This window comes from Ascidiaceihabitans donghaensis, from assembly GCF_900302465.1.
GTDB lineage: Bacteria > Pseudomonadota > Alphaproteobacteria > Rhodobacterales > Rhodobacteraceae > Ascidiaceihabitans > Ascidiaceihabitans donghaensis.
Map to the genome: position 1 here is coordinate 1741241 of NZ_OMOR01000001.1, position 16732 is coordinate 1757972.

Sequence of the window (16732 nt, forward strand, 5' to 3'; positions counted from 1 at the left end):
GTGGCAAAACTCAGTCGGATACCTTCTTTACGAATATGGATTTTAGCCCCATCTGGCCAACGCCCGGAACCTTGCAGTCAATATCGTGATCCCCGTCGACAAGGCGAATACCACGAACTTTGGTCCCTACTTTTACAGTAAAAGAAGACCCCTTTACTTTCAGATCCTTGATCACAGTGACCGTATCACCGTCATTTAAAACGTTACCGACACTGTCGCGCACCACCGCGACTTCATCCGCCGGCAATCCCTGTTCCCATTCATGCCCACACTCTGGACAGTTCAGCAAAGCATCGACTTGATACGTGAAGGTGGAGGCGCATTCTGTGCAGGGGGGCAATGTATCGGTCATGGCATTGCTATAGCGCCACAATTTGCGGCTATCCATACCCTGTGAAAAGAAACGGCCCAAACCGGATCCGGATATGGACACGTCACACCGCGCTGCGTCTACCTTTCAGCCCATGCAGGTGACCGTCCGATATGCTCAATGAGGAAGTCCATAAAAACGCGGACTTTAGCAGACACAACATTGCTTTTGGGATAGATCAGCCAAAGGCCGGGTTGCTCTGTAAATGTATAGTCTGACAGCACGTGCAACAGTGTGCCGTTTTCCAGTTCTTGGTGGACCAACCAGCGTGAGTTCACAGAAAGTCCCGCACCATCCAGTGTCGCGCGTTTTTGCGTCATTCCGTCATTCAGGATCAACCGGTGCGCGGCTTGTTTTGGATCGAACGCGGCCTGTGCGCCATCTTGCGATATCAGGTGACGCGGTTCGAGATCGCGAAAGGCGATCACGCGATGGGACTTCAGATCGTCCGGATCACTTGGTGCGCCGTATTGCGCGACGTAAGCTGGCGATGCGCACAGGACGCGTGTGTCGTCTGCCAGTTTTCGGGCCGTTAGGCTGCTGTTTTCCAAAACCGCATTGCGCAAGGCAAGGTCATAGCTGCCCTCGATCAGATCGAATTGCGCGTCCGACAGGTGCATGTCCAGCGTCAGGTCGGGATAAGCGTCCATGAACTTTGGCAACAAGGGCGCGATGTATATTTGCGCAAATGTGCTGGGGGCGGCAAAACGCAATGTTCCGCTGATTTTGGTTTGTCCTTGGCCAAGGGCTGCCAAAGCGGCTTCTTCTTGGGCAATCATCTCGCGGGCGTAGGGCAGAAAATCCTGACCTTCGCTGGACAACGAGATTTTCCGTGTTGATCGGTGCAACAATTCAGCGCCCAACAGGTGTTCCAGCTTGGCGATGCGGGTGCTTGCGACCGCAGGTGCCATACCCAGCGTCCGTCCTGCTGCGCTGATGTTCAGGGTTTCACTGGCGAGAACAAAAAGGCGGAGGCTTCGTATGTCCATTTTATACCTTTTCGGAATAGTGAAATCATATCTTGGCGGTTTTTATATTTCTTAAGGGGTGTATCTACAAGTCCAAGAGACAGAAAGGGCCATCCGATGAAACAGACAGCAACAGTCAACTACCATGTTCACAAACCCCAGCGTCAGGCGTTTGAGCTGGACGCAGGTGGCATCGTCGGCAATCTGATTGCGCCTGAGCTTGCACCCACACAAGTCGTTGTCACGGATGTTCGCAACACTGACGCCTTGGTGCGCTTTGAAGGTGCGTCTGTCGGTTTCGCCACATCCCCTACCACCGTTCGGGCGTTCGATGCCAAAGGCGGCTGGCAGCCTACCTATGACGCCGAGCTGACAAAGCTGCTGGCGGAACAGGTAGGTGCGCAAGACGTTATCGTGTTTGATCACACTGTGCGCGTGGACGATCCTGAAGCAGTCCGCAAACCGGCGCGGAATGTCCACAGCGACTATAGCGGACAGGGGGCAAAGCAACGCCTGATCGACATTCTGGGTGAAGAAAAGGCGGCTGAATGGAGCCAAAGGCACTACGCCTTCATCAATGTTTGGCGTCCCGTGGATGCTGCGATCAATTCCGCCCCGTTGGGGTTCATCGAACCCGGTAGCGTCGCCGCGAAAGACTGGATTTTACTTGATCTGATCTATCCGGACCGGGTGGGACAGATCATGGGATTGGCGGCAAATCCAGACCATGAGTGGGTCTATATGTCTAAAATGTCGCCGGACGAAGTTGCCTATTTCAACATCTACGACAACCGTGGCCGCCCCTCTGTCGCACATAGCGCGCTGGATATGGTCGAAGATCCGACGCTGAAAACCATACGCAAAAGTATCGAGAGCCGAACGCTCGTTCGCTACTGAACACACAGACTTGGGACCGGTATTCTGAATGATCCGTCCTACTCAAAACAGATAAAAGGGACCACTATGACCAAAACGATACTTATCACAGGTGCCACCGATGGCATCGGCGAATTGACCGCGAAAACGCTGGCTGCTGAAGGCCACACGGTTCTTATTCATGGCCGCAGCGCCGAGAAACTGGAAAAAGCTGCCGAGGCAATTGGGGGTAAGACCGAAAGCTATTCAGCAGACCTGACGCACTTTGATCAAATTCACACGATGGCAGCGGATATTCGCAAAGCCCATGACCGCCTTGACGTCATCATCAACAACGCGGGCGTGCTTAAGCTGCGGGATACGGTAACAGACGATGGATATGATGCACGTTTCGTGGTCAATACGTTTGCGCCCTACGTTCTGACAGAAGCATTGCGACCGATCCTTGCGGAGGATGGCCGCATTGTGAATCTGTCATCCGCGGCCCAAGCCCCGATTGATTTGGACGCGCTGCACGGGCGCAAAAAACTTGATCACAACCCGGCCTATGCACAAAGCAAACTGGCGCTGACGATCTGGACGCGTGAATTGGCCAGAACCCTGCCCAGCGGGCAGATCGCTGTCGCCGTCAATCCCGGTTCGCTTCTGGCGTCAAAAATGGTCAAAGAAGGCTACGGCATTGCAGGCAGCGACTTGCAGATTGGCGCAGACGTTTTGCGTGAAGCCGCGGTGGGTGCCGCGTTCGCAGATGCCAATGGCAAATATTTTGACAACGACAACGGGGTCTTTGCCAATCCGCACCCCGCAGCCCTTGATGCGGGACATGCCGCGCAGGTGATGCAAGGGATCAAGGACGCAGTTACCAAGATCGGGTGACAAAAAACTCAGGCGTCCTGCACGGGGCGCCAAAGACCCAGGCCTAAGGTCAGGCGTCTCAAAACGACCAACCATGAAACCAAAGCAATTCGGCAGATTGTTCTGCTGGAAACAGTAAAGGACTGTTCAAATGAAGTATGAAAATTTTTCTACCTTTGACGTTAAAGTCGAGGGCGCAATCGCGACGGTCACATTCGATTTTGGCACGGTGAACGTGCAGGGTCAGGAAATGCTGGCGGATCTTAACAGTCTTGCCATGCGCCTTGAAATGGACCGCGATGTGAAAGTTGTCGTATTCGAATCCGCCAACCCCGAGATCTGGGTGTGCCACTACGACACCGAGCTGCTTCAGCACCTCAGCACCGAAGCCGTATCGCGCGATGGGGCGCAGCTTCTGGACCTTCAGGCCATCTGCGAACGCATCTCGAAAGTTCCGCAGGCGACAATCGCCAAGCTTGAAGGGTTTGCACGCGGCGGCGGTCACGAACTGGCGCTTGCGCTGGACATGCGCTTTGCCGTGCGTGGCAAGTTCAAGTTCATGCAAATGGAAGTCGGCATGGGTATTCTGCCGTGTGGTGGCGGCGCGTCGCGCATGGCACGCCAAACCGGTCTGGGCCGCGCCTTGGAAATCATCCTAAGCGCACGCGACTTTGACGCGGACGAAGCCGAAGCGATGGGCACCATCAACAAAGCGTTCGAGGCAGATGAAATCGATGCCTATGTTGACACCCTTGCGAAGCGCATCGCCAGTTTTCCGGCGGGCTCGATCAATGCTTGCAAACAGATGGTGTATGAATCCATCGACAAGCCGATTGATGAGGCGCTCAAGGCGGAAGCTTATTGGTTGTATCAAGCCACAAGCAAAACACCTGCCGTCAAGCGGTTCACTGTTGCTGAAGAGCAAGGGCTACAACACGATATGGAAAACCAGCGAAACTGGGAAAACATGGTCATGGATGTTCAAGAGATCAGCTGACCGATTGCCCAAACAAGATGGAATCTGTTTTCGGCGTTTTTGACGCCGGAACCCTCCCAAGATGGAAAACAATCATGCAAGAAAATGCACTCGAAACCGCCCGCGCCGTGGCCCGTCCATCGCGTGAAGCCATGTTGCAACGCCACCCTTCGGTGAGCACGTTCTGGAACCAGAACAGCGATATGTTCGCGCAGGCTTGGGCCGAATGGGAAATGACAGCCGATGCCGGGGCGCCGACGCTTGAAAGCGCACTTTACGATGAAAAGCTGCGTTCGGCAGTCGATGCCGCTTGGAGCGATCCAACCAAGGAAGGTGCGGTGCGCGACCTTTGGAAAGAAGTGTTTCCGGGCGTCTACAAAACCCAGTTCTTCGACCCCGAAAAGCTACAAACGCTGCGGGCATACCTTGACGCTGCGGCAAAGGCGGATATTCCGCTGCGGCCGCCTTACGGGATCTCTTTGAACAGGGGCGGTGCGATGCTTGACACCCGGTCCGAAGGGTATCTGGCCGCGCCCGGCTTTCAAGAATTCTACACCGGGTTGATGGACCGTTACATGCGCCCCGTCTCTCGGATGCTGTTTCCGGATGTAATAGGCTATGACACGCAAACTTTCGGGTTTTCGATCCAATGGCAGGCGGATGCCGATACGTCGTTACGGGCGCACACCGATGCGTCGTCAGTCACGCTAAACATCAACCTTAACCTTCTTGGCGAAGACTTTTCAGGTTCTGGCGTGCGGTTCTTTGATCATGCAACGCGGCAAGTGAGCGAGCTGTTCTTCGAGCCGGGCACCGCATTGATCCACCACGGAACTGTGCCACATGAATCTATGCCAATCACCCAAGGCGAGCGGTCGAATTTCGTGCTGTGGCTTTATGGCGAGAACGGTCAGATCCCACCACGAAACGCGGCACCAAAAGCTGTCAGCGCGGCAGAAAGATGGATGTTGCCAACCGCAAAAAGTGATGGGTTCGCGCCGTTCTGAGCCGTGCGTATAACCATCATCACATTTTTTTGGGCAGTCTCAAAAAGAGGCTGCCCAAAAGCCTATGAACTGGGTCAAAGTCATCGCACATGTCAGTTGCGTCCAAACCTGACAATTATACTGCGGCCATTGCTGTGATTGACACGAACATCCCCAATGTCCGGAAGGCTGCCAGTGTGCCCTCGGCTTGATTTTGCCGTTACGTATCGACCGGAAGTGCCCCGGACACTTTCATTTGCCGCAAGATGAAATTGGTGGTGGTTGTGCGCACGACACCAAGTCGCAAAAGGCGGGACATGATGAAGTGTTCCAAAGCTTCCGGGTCCGTTGCTGCAACTTTGAGGATGTAGTCAAAGTCACCCGTGATGGATGCGCATTCCAGTACTTGGTCGTTGGTCTCAACAAAGGCATGAAATTTGTCTATCGACACAGCATCATGATTTATCAAAGACACCTGAACATGGGCCAATGCGTTTAACCCCAGCTTTTTGCCGTCCACGATTGCGGCGTAGCGGGTAATGAAACCTTCGTCTTCTAGTCGCTTCACGCGTCGCCAGCATGGGGACGGAGACAAACCAACGGCATCCGACAGCGCCTGACTGCTGGCACGCCCGTCGCGCTGCAAAACCTTCAGGATTAGTTTTTCGAACGGATCAAGAATAAAGTCACCTCATATTGGCTATTTCTGGAAATAATTGGTCCGTAAATTACACATTATCCAATGTATGCGACCGATTTACCCCAAATCCAAGTGATAAAATTGTTTCAACTTTGCAGAAAGGGACACTTTATGAGCCGCAAACACTATGTCTACCAATCCGTTGCCCGCGCGATCCACGATCACGGGGTGACGACACTGTTCGGGCTTATGGGGGATGCAAACCTGTTTATGGTAGACAGTTTCGTTCGGGACTGTGGTGGGCATTTTGTGCCAGCGGTTCACGAAGGAAGCACAGTTTTGATGGCGTCTGCTTTTGCACGGGTGTCCGGGGATGTGGGTGTGGCAACCGTCACCCATGGGCCTGCCTTGTCAAATTGCCTGACAGCCCTGACCGAAGCCGCGCGAGGCCACGCAGCGATTGTCGTTTTGGCGGGCGATACGCCTGCGGACAATCCACGCCATTTGCAAAGCATCGATCAACGCGAGATTGTGATTGCCACAGGCGCGGGATTTGAACAGCTTCGTACACCTGACACAGCGGCGCAGGACGTTGCGCGCGCATTCTACCGTGCGCAGGTCGAACGCCGCCCCATCGTGCTGAACATGCCTGCAGATTTCATGTGGCAGGAAGCGGAATATGCCAAACAGGTCCTGAATGTCTTTGCCGCTCCGGGCGATGTTGCACAAAGCGAATTGCTGGACAATGCCATTGGCATGATCGCATCTGCAAGACGGCCCTTGGTTCTGGCGGGCGGCGGCGCAATTGCTGCGCGCGATCAATTGATCGCGCTGGCGGACCGGTTGGAAGCACCGCTTGCGACGACCCTACAGGCCAAGGGTTTGTTCAATGATCACCCTTATAACATTGACATATTTGGAACTCTATCCACGCCGGCGGCCTATGACCTGATCCAGCAATCTGATTGCATACTTTGCTTTGGAACAGCACTGCATGATTTTACAACGGATCGCGGCAAACTGATGGCAGGCAAGCGCATCATCCAGATTGATGTGCAGCCGTCGGCAATTGGAGGCGGTTTGCATCCGGACATCGCATTGGTGGCTGATGCAGGGCTGACCGCCGACAAAATCATGTATTGGCTTGACGAAGCCGAGATCGCGGCAAGCGGTTTCACCGCGGAGCTTGAGCCCTGGACACTCGCCACACATGAGACCGGACCGCACATCGCGGCTGAGGGGGTTATCAACTACGTGCAGGCTTTAACGCAGTTAGAAGACGCCTTGCCAAAAAACAAAATTCTGGTCACCGACGGGGGGCGTTTCATGACGGAAGTGTGGTGCCGTGTGTCCGTGCCGGATCCCCAGAGCTTTGTCAGCACCGTCAACTTTGGTGCCATCGGATTGGGGTTGCAGGCCGCCGTGGGCGCTGGCGTTGCAGCGCCGGATCGTCCCATTGTTCTTTTTAGCGGCGATGGTGGGTTCATGATGGGCGGCATCAATGAGTTCAATACGGCAGTTCGACTTGGTCTTGATCTGATCGTGATCATTGCAAACGATTCTGCTTATGGGGCCGAGCATATCCAATTTGTTGATCGTAAAATGGACCCCAGTCTAACACAATTCCAATGGCCTTCATTTGCGCAGGTTGCGAAGTCTCTTGGTGGCGAAGGGATTGAAGTGACATCAAAAGAACAGCTTGAAGGCGCGTTAGAGGCGGTCGCTGATCGCAACAAGCCCATTTTGATCGATTTACGATTGGACCCCAGCGACGTGCCCCGCATGCGCATTTGAACCGGTTAAAAAGGGGGAAAAGCCCCGATCAAGTCATGACCGTTGTCGGCTTGAGTGTGCCGCTGCCGCGCAAGTCTGGGATGACGGACCACACCCCGGTAGGGCAGGGCAGGCGCCATGTCTCTTTCATTGCGAAGCGCCTTCGCCTTGGGGCGGCAAACACACCAGCGCGCCTTTGTGCTGAACTACCTGTCGCGCCAATTGACAGCCCCGTTCGATGCCGATCGAAATATCGCGTCCCATAAGGATTTCGGCAAAAACGCCTGCGTTGAAGCTGTCTCCTGCCGCGGTCGTGTCGATGACATCTGTTACCGGATCAACCGTGACGGTACCGCGCTGGGTTGGCGTTTGGAACACCACCGACTGGTCACTGTTTTTCACCACAATCTGCCGCACGCCAATCCCTGCATAACGCTCAATCGTGTCTTGCACGTTGCGATCCCCGAACCATACGGCCTCATCATCATATGACGGCAGCACAAGGTCACAGCAGGCTGCCGCCTCCATGATCGTTGATGTCATCTGCTGTGTGTCGGTCCACAGACGCGGCCTGAGGTTCGTGTCAAATGCAACCTCTTTACCGTGCCGTCTGGCCTGCCGCAGCGCTTGAAATAGATTTTCCCGCGACGGCTGATCAAGGATGGCCAGTGTTATGCCGGAATAATAAATGAAATCCGCCTCTGCCATCGCCGTTTGAAGGGCTGCACCATCAACGGCAAGCTGCCTTGCTGCCGAACTATCGCGCCAATACGAGAAACTTCTTTCACCGTTGTTGAGATGGATCAGATACAGACCAACTGTCTTGTCGGGGATCACTTGGACAGGCGTGGAATTTATCCCGCTTGCGTCAAAAAACGACTGCATATCTTGTGAAATACTGTCGTCCCCAATCGCTGTAAAATAGCTGATGTCCAGATCAGGCGCGATTTGGGCCAAATACCAAGCCGTGTTGAAGGTGTCTCCGGCAAAGCCAAGCGTGAAGTCGCGCGGCTGACCCGCTGGCGCCAGCTCTGCCATACATTCGCCAATTGCGAGAACACGTTTCATGACTACAAGAAGTCATCGCGGCGCGGGGTAAAGCTGTCCACCAGCATCCCCGGGGTCAAGCAGACGCAGCCATGGGTTTGACCGGAAGGGATGACAAAACTGTCGCCGGGGCCGAATTCGTGCTCTGTATCACCGAGTGTGAACCGAAACCGGCCGCTTTCCACATAAGTTGACTGTACATGTGGGTGATCGTGCAGTGCGCCAATCGCACCAGATGCTTCAAACCGAAAGGCAACGACCATAAGGTCAGGGTGGTCTGATAGCACCTGACGCGTGACATGGTCACCGGTGGAGACAATTGGAAAATGGGACACAGTGTGGCTCCTGACTTTAGGAAAATAGCATGCCGCCATTCAGATCAACATTGGTGCCTGTGACAAAGGCGCTGTCATCGCAAGCAAGGAACAAAACGAGATTGGCCGCGTCATCTACATGGCCCTGACGTTTCAAGGGTGCATTTGCTTCAAAGCCACGGCGACCCGCATCAGGTGTGTGGATGTTGTGAAAGTCAGTGTCGATCATGCCCGGGCACAAGGCGTTGACGCGGATGTCTGGACCAAGTTCTTTGGCCAACCCACGAGTCATCGTCATCACAGCACCCTTGGCTGTGGCATATGCAACAGCCCCCGGTCCACCGCCGTCCCGACCGGCCTGGCTGGCCAGATTGACGATCGCGCCAGATTTCATCACAGCCAAACAGGCCTGTGTCATAAGAAACGTGCTGGTCACGTTCAGGCTCATGACGGCGTTCCAATGTTCAACGGGCATCTCGGCAATGGTCTTACGGGCAATCAAACCGCCAGCATTGTTTACAAGAACGTCGACGCTGCCAAATGCTTCGACCGTATTTGCAACAAGGGCTTTTACATCGGCTTCCTTGTTTAGATCGCCCTGCATGGCGAAGGCATTGCCTCCGGCTGCTTTGATGGCAGCAACGGTGGCATCGGCGCCTTCGGAGCTAGAGAAATAGTTGATCGCAACATTGGCCCCTTCAGAGGCCAATTTGGTTGCAACTGCTGCGCCGATGTCGCGGCCTGCTCCGGTAACGATTGCGGTTTTGCCTGCAAGTTTCATAGTGATCCTTCCTATAGCGAGAGAGTGACCCCGCCTTTGATTGTTTATGTGTGGGCTGCCGCCGCATGCATAAGATATGCGGAGGCGGCCGTTGTTATCGGAATGCCCCCGGCATGATCGTTTTCGGAAGCCAGAGAATGATTTCAGGGAATGCGGCCAACAAGATCAAGATGATCAGCATCGGCGCAAGAATGAACACAACCTCGCGCAGGACCTGCACGACATTCAGCCCTCCGATTGCTGCTGAGATAAGCAAACACAATCCGTAGGGCGGGGTGACCAGTCCGAACGCAAGCGAGACAATGCCAATGATGGCGAACGCGATCGGATCAATGCCTCCGGCCTGTGCGACGGGCATAAGGACCGTGCCAAGGATGATGATTGTCGGGATCGCATCAATGAACAGACCAAAGACCAAGAACAAAGCCGCGATTAAAAGAGCCGTGCCAAAGGGTCCGAATTCCCATGCGGTCAGAACACTGACGATCAGGCGTGGTGCGTTATAGAAGGACAACAACCACCCGAACGCCGACGCCGTGCCAATTGCAAAAAGCGAAATCGCAGCAAAGCGTGCCGTGTCATACAAAATGCCACCGAGGTCTTTGGGGGTGACTGTTTTGTATACAAGCATCCCCAAGATCAGTGCGTAACCTGCGGCGATGATGGCGCTTTCTGTGGGCGTGACAAGGCCACCAACGATCCCGCCAATCACAAAGACGGGCGTTAACAGCGCCAAAGCAGCCCCTTTTAAAGCGGCCCAAAATTCGGCCCAGTTGGGGGAAGCTGTGACCGGATAATTGCGGGCCTTTGCAAAGCCGTAGACCGTCGCCATCAAGGCCAGCCCGATCATCAGACCCGGGATTGCACCGCCCAGAAACAACGCCCCGACAGATACTTGCATGACGCCGCCCCAGACGATCATCAGGATCGACGGTGGAATTATCACCCCCATCACCGAAGAACACGCCGTAATTGCCACGGCAAAGCGGGTGTCGTAGCCCTCTTTTTGCATCGCAGGGATCAGGATCTTGCCTATGCCTGCCGCATCCGCCGTTGAAGACCCGGAAATGCCTGCAAACAACATGGATACCGCGACATTCACATGACCCAGCCCGCCGGGCATCCAGCCCGTCAAGACGCGGGCAAGCTCGATCAGGCGGTCGGTGACTTTGCCTGAATTCATCAGGTTCGCCGCCAATAAAAAGAACGGAACAGCAAGTAGGATGAACGAATTGTAAGACTGGAACATCCGGTCCAGGACAATAAATGGTGTCAGGCGCAATTCAAGCAGCACAACGGGAATTGTTGACAACCCCAAAGCAAAAGCCACTGGAATGCGGATAAAGATCAAAGCCAAAAATCCAGCGATCAAGATGGTCGCCGCGGTTCCTGTGTCTAGTATCATGACGGGGTTCCTTCGCGGCTGCGAAATGCTGTGAAGGTTTCAAACAAACGGTAACCTGACAACAAAAGCCAAAGTCCGCCTGCGATTGGCACAGAAATATGTGTGATCATCAGATTTGCGCGCATCATGACCGACCGCTGTTTGCCGCCAAATTCGGCATATTCAATGCCGTAGAACAGGAACAAAGCCCCAAAAACCATGATCGCGACATGGACGACACCGTCTTGTACCAAACGCGCGAAAGGCCCCTTGGCATCTCGGGTGATGCGGACGTCAAAATGTGTGCCATCCCAGACGGCGACGACTGAACCGATCATGACGATCCAGATAAACAAGAAGGTCGCCAGTTCTTCGGTCCAAAGAAATGTCGGGATCAATCCCGTATAGCGAGAGACAACCTGCATCGCGACTGGAACGGCAAGTGCGCCCATCAAAACGCCAAGCAGAATACGAAGCCCTTTGCAGAACTTATCAAGAAATCGTCCAAACATGATCTGCCCTAATTCGCAGTGGGACGCGGCTGGCCGCATCCAGAGTTTGCGTCAACGGGCGGAGGAAAAACCGTTCTCCGCCCGTCAACCGGGAGATCACATACCGCGAACGTTTTCGAGAAGCTCTGTCGCACCAAGCTGAGCCGCATAGGCGTCCTGAACCGGTCCTACCAATTCAAGCATTTGCTCACGGCCTTCAAATTTATGGATCACAACCTGACCGGCTGCTTCCATTTCTTTCAAGATTTCACCGTCTGCACCGGATTCCAATGCACGACCAAACGCACCTGCTTCGGCACCTGCCGTTTTGATGGCTTCCTGAAGGTCAGCGTCCAGCGCATCAAAAACTTTCGCAGAGAACACAATGGGGCGCACTGTAATTGTGTGCTGTGTCAGCGAAATATGCGGGGCAACTTCGTAGAACTTCAGGTTCTGGATCGACGCCGCTTCGTTTTCAAAGCCTGCAATCACGCCCGTTTGGATTGCATTGTAGACTTCATTGTACGCAATCGCTGCTGGTGCAGCCCCAACGGCATCAAACGTTTGTGCCTGAATAGGCGCACCCATAACGCGCATACGGTGATCGGCAAGTTCTTCCATGCTGGTGATTGGCTCGGCTGAGACCAGGTTGCGGACGCCTCCGCCATGGTAACCGACGATCACGATGCCCGCCGCTTCACGCAGGTCCGCTTCGAGGGGGGCAAATGCATCCGAAGACAAGACCGCATTCCAATGATCCAAATCGCGGAATAGGAACGGCATGTCCATCAGGGGAATAGAGTCAGAGAAGACGGCCATGTTTGAAGGCGCGAGGATCGTGTAATCCACTGCGACACCCTGATTGAGGTAAGTCACATAATCGGATTCGACCCCCAATTCACCATTCAAGCGCAGGTCAAATGACACATCGCCATCGTAGTTTTCTGCCACGAGACGTTCGAATTCACGCATCGTTTTTGTGAACGCATGGTCTTCGTCAAACATGCTGGCGCCGCGCAAAACGGTTTCAGCGTTCACTGCCGTAACGGAGCCAAGTAAGGCAGCCGAAACGGCCATGGTTTTTAGCGAAAAATTGAACATTCTATCCTCCCAGATCAGGTTCAAAACTTTTTTGGCCCGCCTTTTTGGGCCGGCAATCTGTGCGAAGGCGGTTTGGAATGGCAAGCCAGATCGGCAACAAATCCCTTTGCGGGCAATCGTTGCTTTCCTCCCTGACAAGCGCGGCACCTCGTCCTTCGCTCATGGGGCAATCAAGACTCCATCTGGGATACTAGTCAACATATAAATTTCGTCGTGCAATAAAAATTGGGATATTTCTTAAACAAATATGGGAATTTTTGACTTCTAGTATCCCAATTTTACCCTATGATTCCAATTAAATTTCTGCGACACTGCATCGAAATTGAGGTTTAAAACGACTATGGTAGCATTGGCAGCCCCCGAACGAACGACAAGCAGTGACGTGGTTTTTGAGGAACTTTTTGGCAGAATCATTCGACTGGAATTGCTTCCGGGAACCAAAATATCGGAAACGGATGTCGCAAAGTCTTTCGGCTATTCACGCCAACCTGTCCGCGAAGCATTTACCCGACTTGCGCATCTCAATCTTCTCTTGGTGCGGCCGCAACGTGCGACCGTTGTTCGCCCCTTCTCGCGTCAACTGATTGCCAATGCACGTTTTGTGCGTGCCGCAGTAGAACTCGAAGTTGTTCGCGCCGCTTCACTGGATCGGGACAGATCCGTTGATGCCGCTTTGAACGCCAACCTTCGTGAACAGGCGGATGCAATTGCAAAAAGTGATGTCAGCCTGTTCCATGATCTTGATTATCAATTCCACAAGCTTCTTTGCGCCTCGGGGAAACAGGCGTTCGCGTTTGAGATCATCGCCGAGAACAAGGCGCAGGTTGATCGTTTATGCATGTTGGCCTTGACCAGCAAAGAAGCGATGGATGTTCTTTATGAAGATCATCAGAAGCTGTTGGCTGCGTTGTTCAGCGGCGATGCAGTAACAGCTGATACAGTGCTGCGCACACATCTTGACCGTCTGACCCCCACAGTCGAAGCGATTTACACTACCCACAACGCATATTTTGATGAATAGACCCGTTTGGCGCGTGTGCGGATCAGCGTTTCAATCTGTTGCGTTACCGTTCACCCCTGTGCAGGGCTGTAAGCCGCGTTTGTAAAGGGACTGGAGAAAATCCTGCCACAGGTGCAATTTCCAGCAGTGGTTCAATACACACTAAGCCTGAAACACGGGGCAGAGCGTCTGCCAAAGATCTTTTTGGGCGCGTGAATGATTGGACGCCTTGGCTGTCAAAGAACTGATCTAACACAGCCCGGACAAACCGACGCTGTCGGACAAATAGCACAGCAATTGGAATCTTGTGGTGCTTTCGAAAACCAGAACACGCCAATGAACCGAAACAAACAAGCCACCAAGTCGTTGGACTTAGCGGCTTATCGTAGCTTCGCCGGTAGGGATCGAACCTACGCCAAATTGATGAACGGTGCTTTCGCTTTGGCCTTCAGTTAGAACTTGCCGTTGTCGTGGGCCATTTCGGTAGGGATGTCCGAAATTACGTCCCAGTGTTCCACGATTTTGCCATCAGCGACGCGAAAGAGATCATAGAACGCGGTTGGCGTTTCGCCAAAGAACCCTTCAGATGCTGTCAGGACAAAATTGCCTTCGGACACCACGAAATGCACGTCTGTGTAAACCATCTGTATGCCTTGTTCTGCCATGCCAGACAGGGCCGCGCCCAACCCATCCAACCCGTCAGCGATGTTGCTGTTGTGCTGTATGTATGTCTCGGTGGACAGGAAGTCAGTGATGCGTTCAACGTCACCATTTTTCAGAATGGTTTCCACAAAATCAGTCACCAGCGCTTTGTTTTTGGCGGTTTTGTCTAGATCGGTGACATCTGTGGGGCCGTCGGTCTGTGTGTGGCCCGATGGGTTTGGTGTGGTGATCGGGGTCAGATTATCCCAATGTTCCGCAACTTTGCCATTCTCGACGCGAAACACGTCAAAACCCACCAACGTGTCTGCCCCAAAGGCCTGCGCGTTGGTGTAGGTGGTGTGCATCACCACCATGTTGCCCTCAGCGATCACGCGGTGGGTTTCCACTTCGAAGCCGCTTTCCTTGAGGTCGGGGATGAGGCCAAGGAGCGGCGCTGCCCCTGTGGGCACGGCGGGGTTGTGCTGGATATAGTCCGGAGCCAGCAATTTCTCTGCTGCGGACGGGTCGAAGTTGATAAAGATGGCGGCAACTGCGTCCAGTACAATTTCTTTGGGTGACATTGGATTACTCCTGTTTGGTTTCGTTGAAATGCGGGTCACGCAACGGGGGATCGGGATGCGGTGATGATGAATTCTGTTCCCCAAGGATCGACGCGCCGACCGGATTTGAGGGTTTCTGGCTTTGCGTGCACCTCAATGCTTGCGACACCGGTGCTGCCTTCGGATCTGGTTTTAGCCCCTTGGGACTGCCATTGATTGACGGCGAGGTGGTGGTGGTATCCACCCGATCCGAACCACTTTGCTGACGGGAGTTCGAAAGTTTGCACCATTCCGATTTCGGTGCAGATGAACTTCGCGGCTTCAGCAACATCACCCACACGCAGGTGGACGTGACCTATCACTGTGCCTTGTGGTGCACCGTTCCATGGGGCCGCGTGTTTTGTGAGCGCTTTCAGGTCAAGCGGCCGTGTCGTCATCAGGATTTCGTCACCGTTGCGTTTCCATGTATCGCGCGGAAGATCACGATAAATTTCGATCCCGTTGCCTTCAGGATCGTTCAGATATAGCGCCTCGCTGACACCGTGATGCGATGTGCCATCAAGCCGGACGCCCATGTTATCTGCATGGTTCAGCCATGCACCAAGATCCTTCTGGGCCGGCACCAGAAAGGCTGTATGAAACAGTCCAGCTTCCCTTGGGTGGGTTTTCGCCATGCGGTCTTTGCGCAGTTCAATCAAAACGGCGCCGTCTACGCCCAATAGAGCATTTTCGCCGCTGCGTTCGATCAACCCAAGGCCAATGATGTTTTCATAAAAAGCGGCGGTTTTATCCAGATCGCGGACGGTCAATGCGACCTGACCGATCGAGATGGGGGCGTCGGATGTTGCCATGAACGTGTCTCCTGCATTTCAGCTCAGTGGAAACTTAGTCATGGTTTTTTCTCTATGAAATGGCGATAAGCGGGAAGGTGTATCGCGTATTCGGAGATAGTGAATGGATCGGCTAGATGGAATGCAGAGCTTCGTCGCGGTTGTGGAAACGGGTTCCTTTGCAGCTGCTGGTCAGCGGCTTAACATTTCGAACAAGCTTGTCAGCAAACGGGTTGCGCAGTTAGAGAACCATCTTGGCATGACCTTGCTGCACCGCACCACGCGGTCCATGTCCCTAACCCATGAGGGTGAGCGATACCTGGAAGGGGCACGGCGCGTTCTTTTGGAATTGGAACAACTGGACTCCGAATTTGAAGGCTCTGACGGGTTAAGTGGCATCGTGCGCGTTGCCGCACCGCTTACTTATGGAGATACCGCAGTTGCGTCGGCCGCAGACAAGTTTGTCAAAGAGCATCCGAATGTGACGGTCGAGCTTGACCTGTCAGATCATCAGGTTGATCTGGCAAAAGGTGGGTTTGATATTGCTATCCGGATTGGCGATCTGAGCGATTCAAGTCTGATCGTCCGCAAACTGGGCGAAACGCACATGAAAGTGGTCGCAGCGCCGTCTTACATCGCGCGACATGGCAAACCCGAGCACCCCATTCACCTTGGCGAACATATCTGCATTAGAGATTCAAACAATCCGGACCCAAACCGTTGGCCGTTTCAGATCGAAGGTCAGCAGATGCTGGTGCCTGTAACGGGTCCGTTTCTGGCCAACAGCCCGCCAGCCTGTCTTGTTCCGACACTGACAGGTCAAGGGATATTCATTTGCCCAGACATATTTTTGGGTGACACCTTGGAAACGGGGCATTTGGTTGAGCTTTTTGCGGGTTATCAGTCTCGCACATTGCCAATTCAAGCGGTGCAACTGCCGTCTGCATTCCGCAAGCCACGTGTGAAGGCATTTGTCGAATTTATGAAACGGGAAATCGGATCATAGTGTGCAAGGACAGTTGCTTGCATCTTCCGGGGCTGTGGCCATTTCTTGCCCCTTACAACTTCACAGTTATGTGATCGGAACCCAGAAAAACGCTCTTGTCGAAGCTATCTACCTACTAGTAGGTTAAGTTAT

Annotated in this window: 18 protein-coding genes; 7 read left to right on the forward strand and 11 right to left on the reverse strand. The window is 53.7% G+C overall.

Features of this window, described 5'->3' with window-relative positions:
* Positions 1-10 precede the first annotated feature (10 nt).
* Together ASD8599_RS08730 and ASD8599_RS08735 are read right to left on the reverse strand one after the other, a co-directional pair.
* Positions 11-352, reverse strand: a complete 342-nt coding sequence (locus ASD8599_RS08730; protein WP_108830082.1) for a zinc ribbon domain-containing protein YjdM — start codon at positions 350-352, stop codon at positions 11-13.
* A gap of 98 nt (positions 353-450) precedes the next feature.
* On the reverse strand, positions 451-1359 hold the full coding sequence (locus tag ASD8599_RS08735) for a LysR family transcriptional regulator (protein WP_108828174.1): 909 nt from the start codon (positions 1357-1359) through the stop codon (positions 451-453).
* Between the two features lie 96 nt (positions 1360-1455).
* Between ASD8599_RS08735 and ASD8599_RS08740 the strand changes: the two genes are divergently transcribed.
* From ASD8599_RS08740 to ASD8599_RS08755, 4 genes are all read left to right on the forward strand, one after another.
* Complete coding sequence (locus ASD8599_RS08740) at positions 1456-2235, forward strand: CmcJ/NvfI family oxidoreductase (RefSeq protein WP_108828175.1); 780 nt, start codon at positions 1456-1458, stop codon at positions 2233-2235.
* Positions 2236-2301: 66 nt separating this feature from the next.
* Positions 2302-3090: an SDR family NAD(P)-dependent oxidoreductase gene (locus tag ASD8599_RS08745; protein WP_108828176.1), complete on the forward strand. Its 789-nt coding sequence runs from the start codon at positions 2302-2304 to the stop codon at positions 3088-3090.
* 130 nt (positions 3091-3220) lie between these two features.
* Positions 3221-4066: an enoyl-CoA hydratase/isomerase family protein gene (locus ASD8599_RS08750; protein WP_108828177.1), complete on the forward strand. Its 846-nt coding sequence runs from the start codon at positions 3221-3223 to the stop codon at positions 4064-4066.
* 74 nt (positions 4067-4140) lie between these two features.
* On the forward strand, positions 4141-5052 hold the full coding sequence (locus tag ASD8599_RS08755) for a 2OG-Fe(II) oxygenase family protein (RefSeq protein WP_108830083.1): 912 nt from the start codon (positions 4141-4143) through the stop codon (positions 5050-5052).
* A gap of 199 nt (positions 5053-5251) precedes the next feature.
* Here the strand turns inward: ASD8599_RS08755 and ASD8599_RS08760 are convergent, their stop codons facing one another.
* Positions 5252-5713, reverse strand: a complete 462-nt coding sequence (locus ASD8599_RS08760) for an Lrp/AsnC ligand binding domain-containing protein (RefSeq protein WP_108828178.1) — start codon at positions 5711-5713, stop codon at positions 5252-5254.
* 129 nt (positions 5714-5842) lie between these two features.
* Here ASD8599_RS08760 and ASD8599_RS08765 point away from each other — a divergent pair, with 129 nt between their 5' ends.
* The gene (locus tag ASD8599_RS08765; RefSeq protein ID WP_108828179.1) at positions 5843-7465 is read left to right on the forward strand and encodes a thiamine pyrophosphate-binding protein; all 1623 of its coding nucleotides are present in this window, start codon (positions 5843-5845) and stop codon (positions 7463-7465) included.
* Positions 7466-7591: 126 nt separating this feature from the next.
* Here the strand turns inward: ASD8599_RS08765 and ASD8599_RS08770 are convergent, their stop codons facing one another.
* The 6 genes from ASD8599_RS08770 to ASD8599_RS08795 form a co-directional block, all read right to left on the reverse strand.
* Positions 7592-8512: a sugar kinase gene (locus tag ASD8599_RS08770; RefSeq protein WP_108828180.1), complete on the reverse strand. Its 921-nt coding sequence runs from the start codon at positions 8510-8512 to the stop codon at positions 7592-7594.
* 2 nt (positions 8513-8514) lie between these two features.
* Entirely contained in the window at positions 8515-8826 is a 312-nt protein-coding gene (locus ASD8599_RS08775; protein WP_108828181.1) for a cupin domain-containing protein, read from the reverse strand.
* 16 nt (positions 8827-8842) lie between these two features.
* Positions 8843-9586 (reverse strand): SDR family NAD(P)-dependent oxidoreductase, encoded by a 744-nt coding sequence (locus tag ASD8599_RS08780; protein WP_108828182.1) that lies wholly within the window; start codon positions 9584-9586, stop codon positions 8843-8845.
* Between the two features lie 94 nt (positions 9587-9680).
* Complete coding sequence (locus tag ASD8599_RS08785) at positions 9681-10991, reverse strand: TRAP transporter large permease (protein WP_108828183.1); 1311 nt, start codon at positions 10989-10991, stop codon at positions 9681-9683.
* Positions 10988-11482, reverse strand: a complete 495-nt coding sequence (locus ASD8599_RS08790; protein WP_108828184.1) for a TRAP transporter small permease — start codon at positions 11480-11482, stop codon at positions 10988-10990. Before ASD8599_RS08790 ends, ASD8599_RS08785 begins: the two co-directional genes overlap by 4 nt.
* Positions 11483-11578: 96 nt before the next feature.
* A complete protein-coding gene (locus ASD8599_RS08795) occupies positions 11579-12562 on the reverse strand; it encodes a TRAP transporter substrate-binding protein (RefSeq protein ID WP_108828185.1) in 984 nt (327 codons plus the stop codon).
* 340 nt (positions 12563-12902) lie between these two features.
* On the opposite strand from ASD8599_RS08795, the gene ASD8599_RS08800 reads away from it, so the two are divergent.
* Positions 12903-13583 carry a GntR family transcriptional regulator gene (locus ASD8599_RS08800; RefSeq protein ID WP_108828186.1) on the forward strand — a complete coding sequence of 227 codons (681 nt, stop codon included), beginning with the start codon at positions 12903-12905 and terminating at the stop codon, positions 13581-13583.
* 431 nt (positions 13584-14014) lie between these two features.
* Here ASD8599_RS08800 and ASD8599_RS08810 read toward each other — a convergent pair whose 3' ends face one another.
* Both ASD8599_RS08810 and ASD8599_RS08815 read right to left on the reverse strand, forming a co-directional pair.
* Positions 14015-14785: a nuclear transport factor 2 family protein gene (locus ASD8599_RS08810; RefSeq protein WP_108828188.1), complete on the reverse strand. Its 771-nt coding sequence runs from the start codon at positions 14783-14785 to the stop codon at positions 14015-14017.
* Between the two features lie 35 nt (positions 14786-14820).
* On the reverse strand, positions 14821-15615 hold the full coding sequence (locus ASD8599_RS08815) for a VOC family protein (protein ID WP_108828189.1): 795 nt from the start codon (positions 15613-15615) through the stop codon (positions 14821-14823).
* 103 nt (positions 15616-15718) lie between these two features.
* Between ASD8599_RS08815 and ASD8599_RS08820 the strand changes: the two genes are divergently transcribed.
* The gene (locus ASD8599_RS08820) at positions 15719-16600 is read left to right on the forward strand and encodes a LysR family transcriptional regulator (protein ID WP_108828190.1); all 882 of its coding nucleotides are present in this window, start codon (positions 15719-15721) and stop codon (positions 16598-16600) included.
* The last annotated feature ends 132 nt before the right edge of the window (positions 16601-16732 follow it).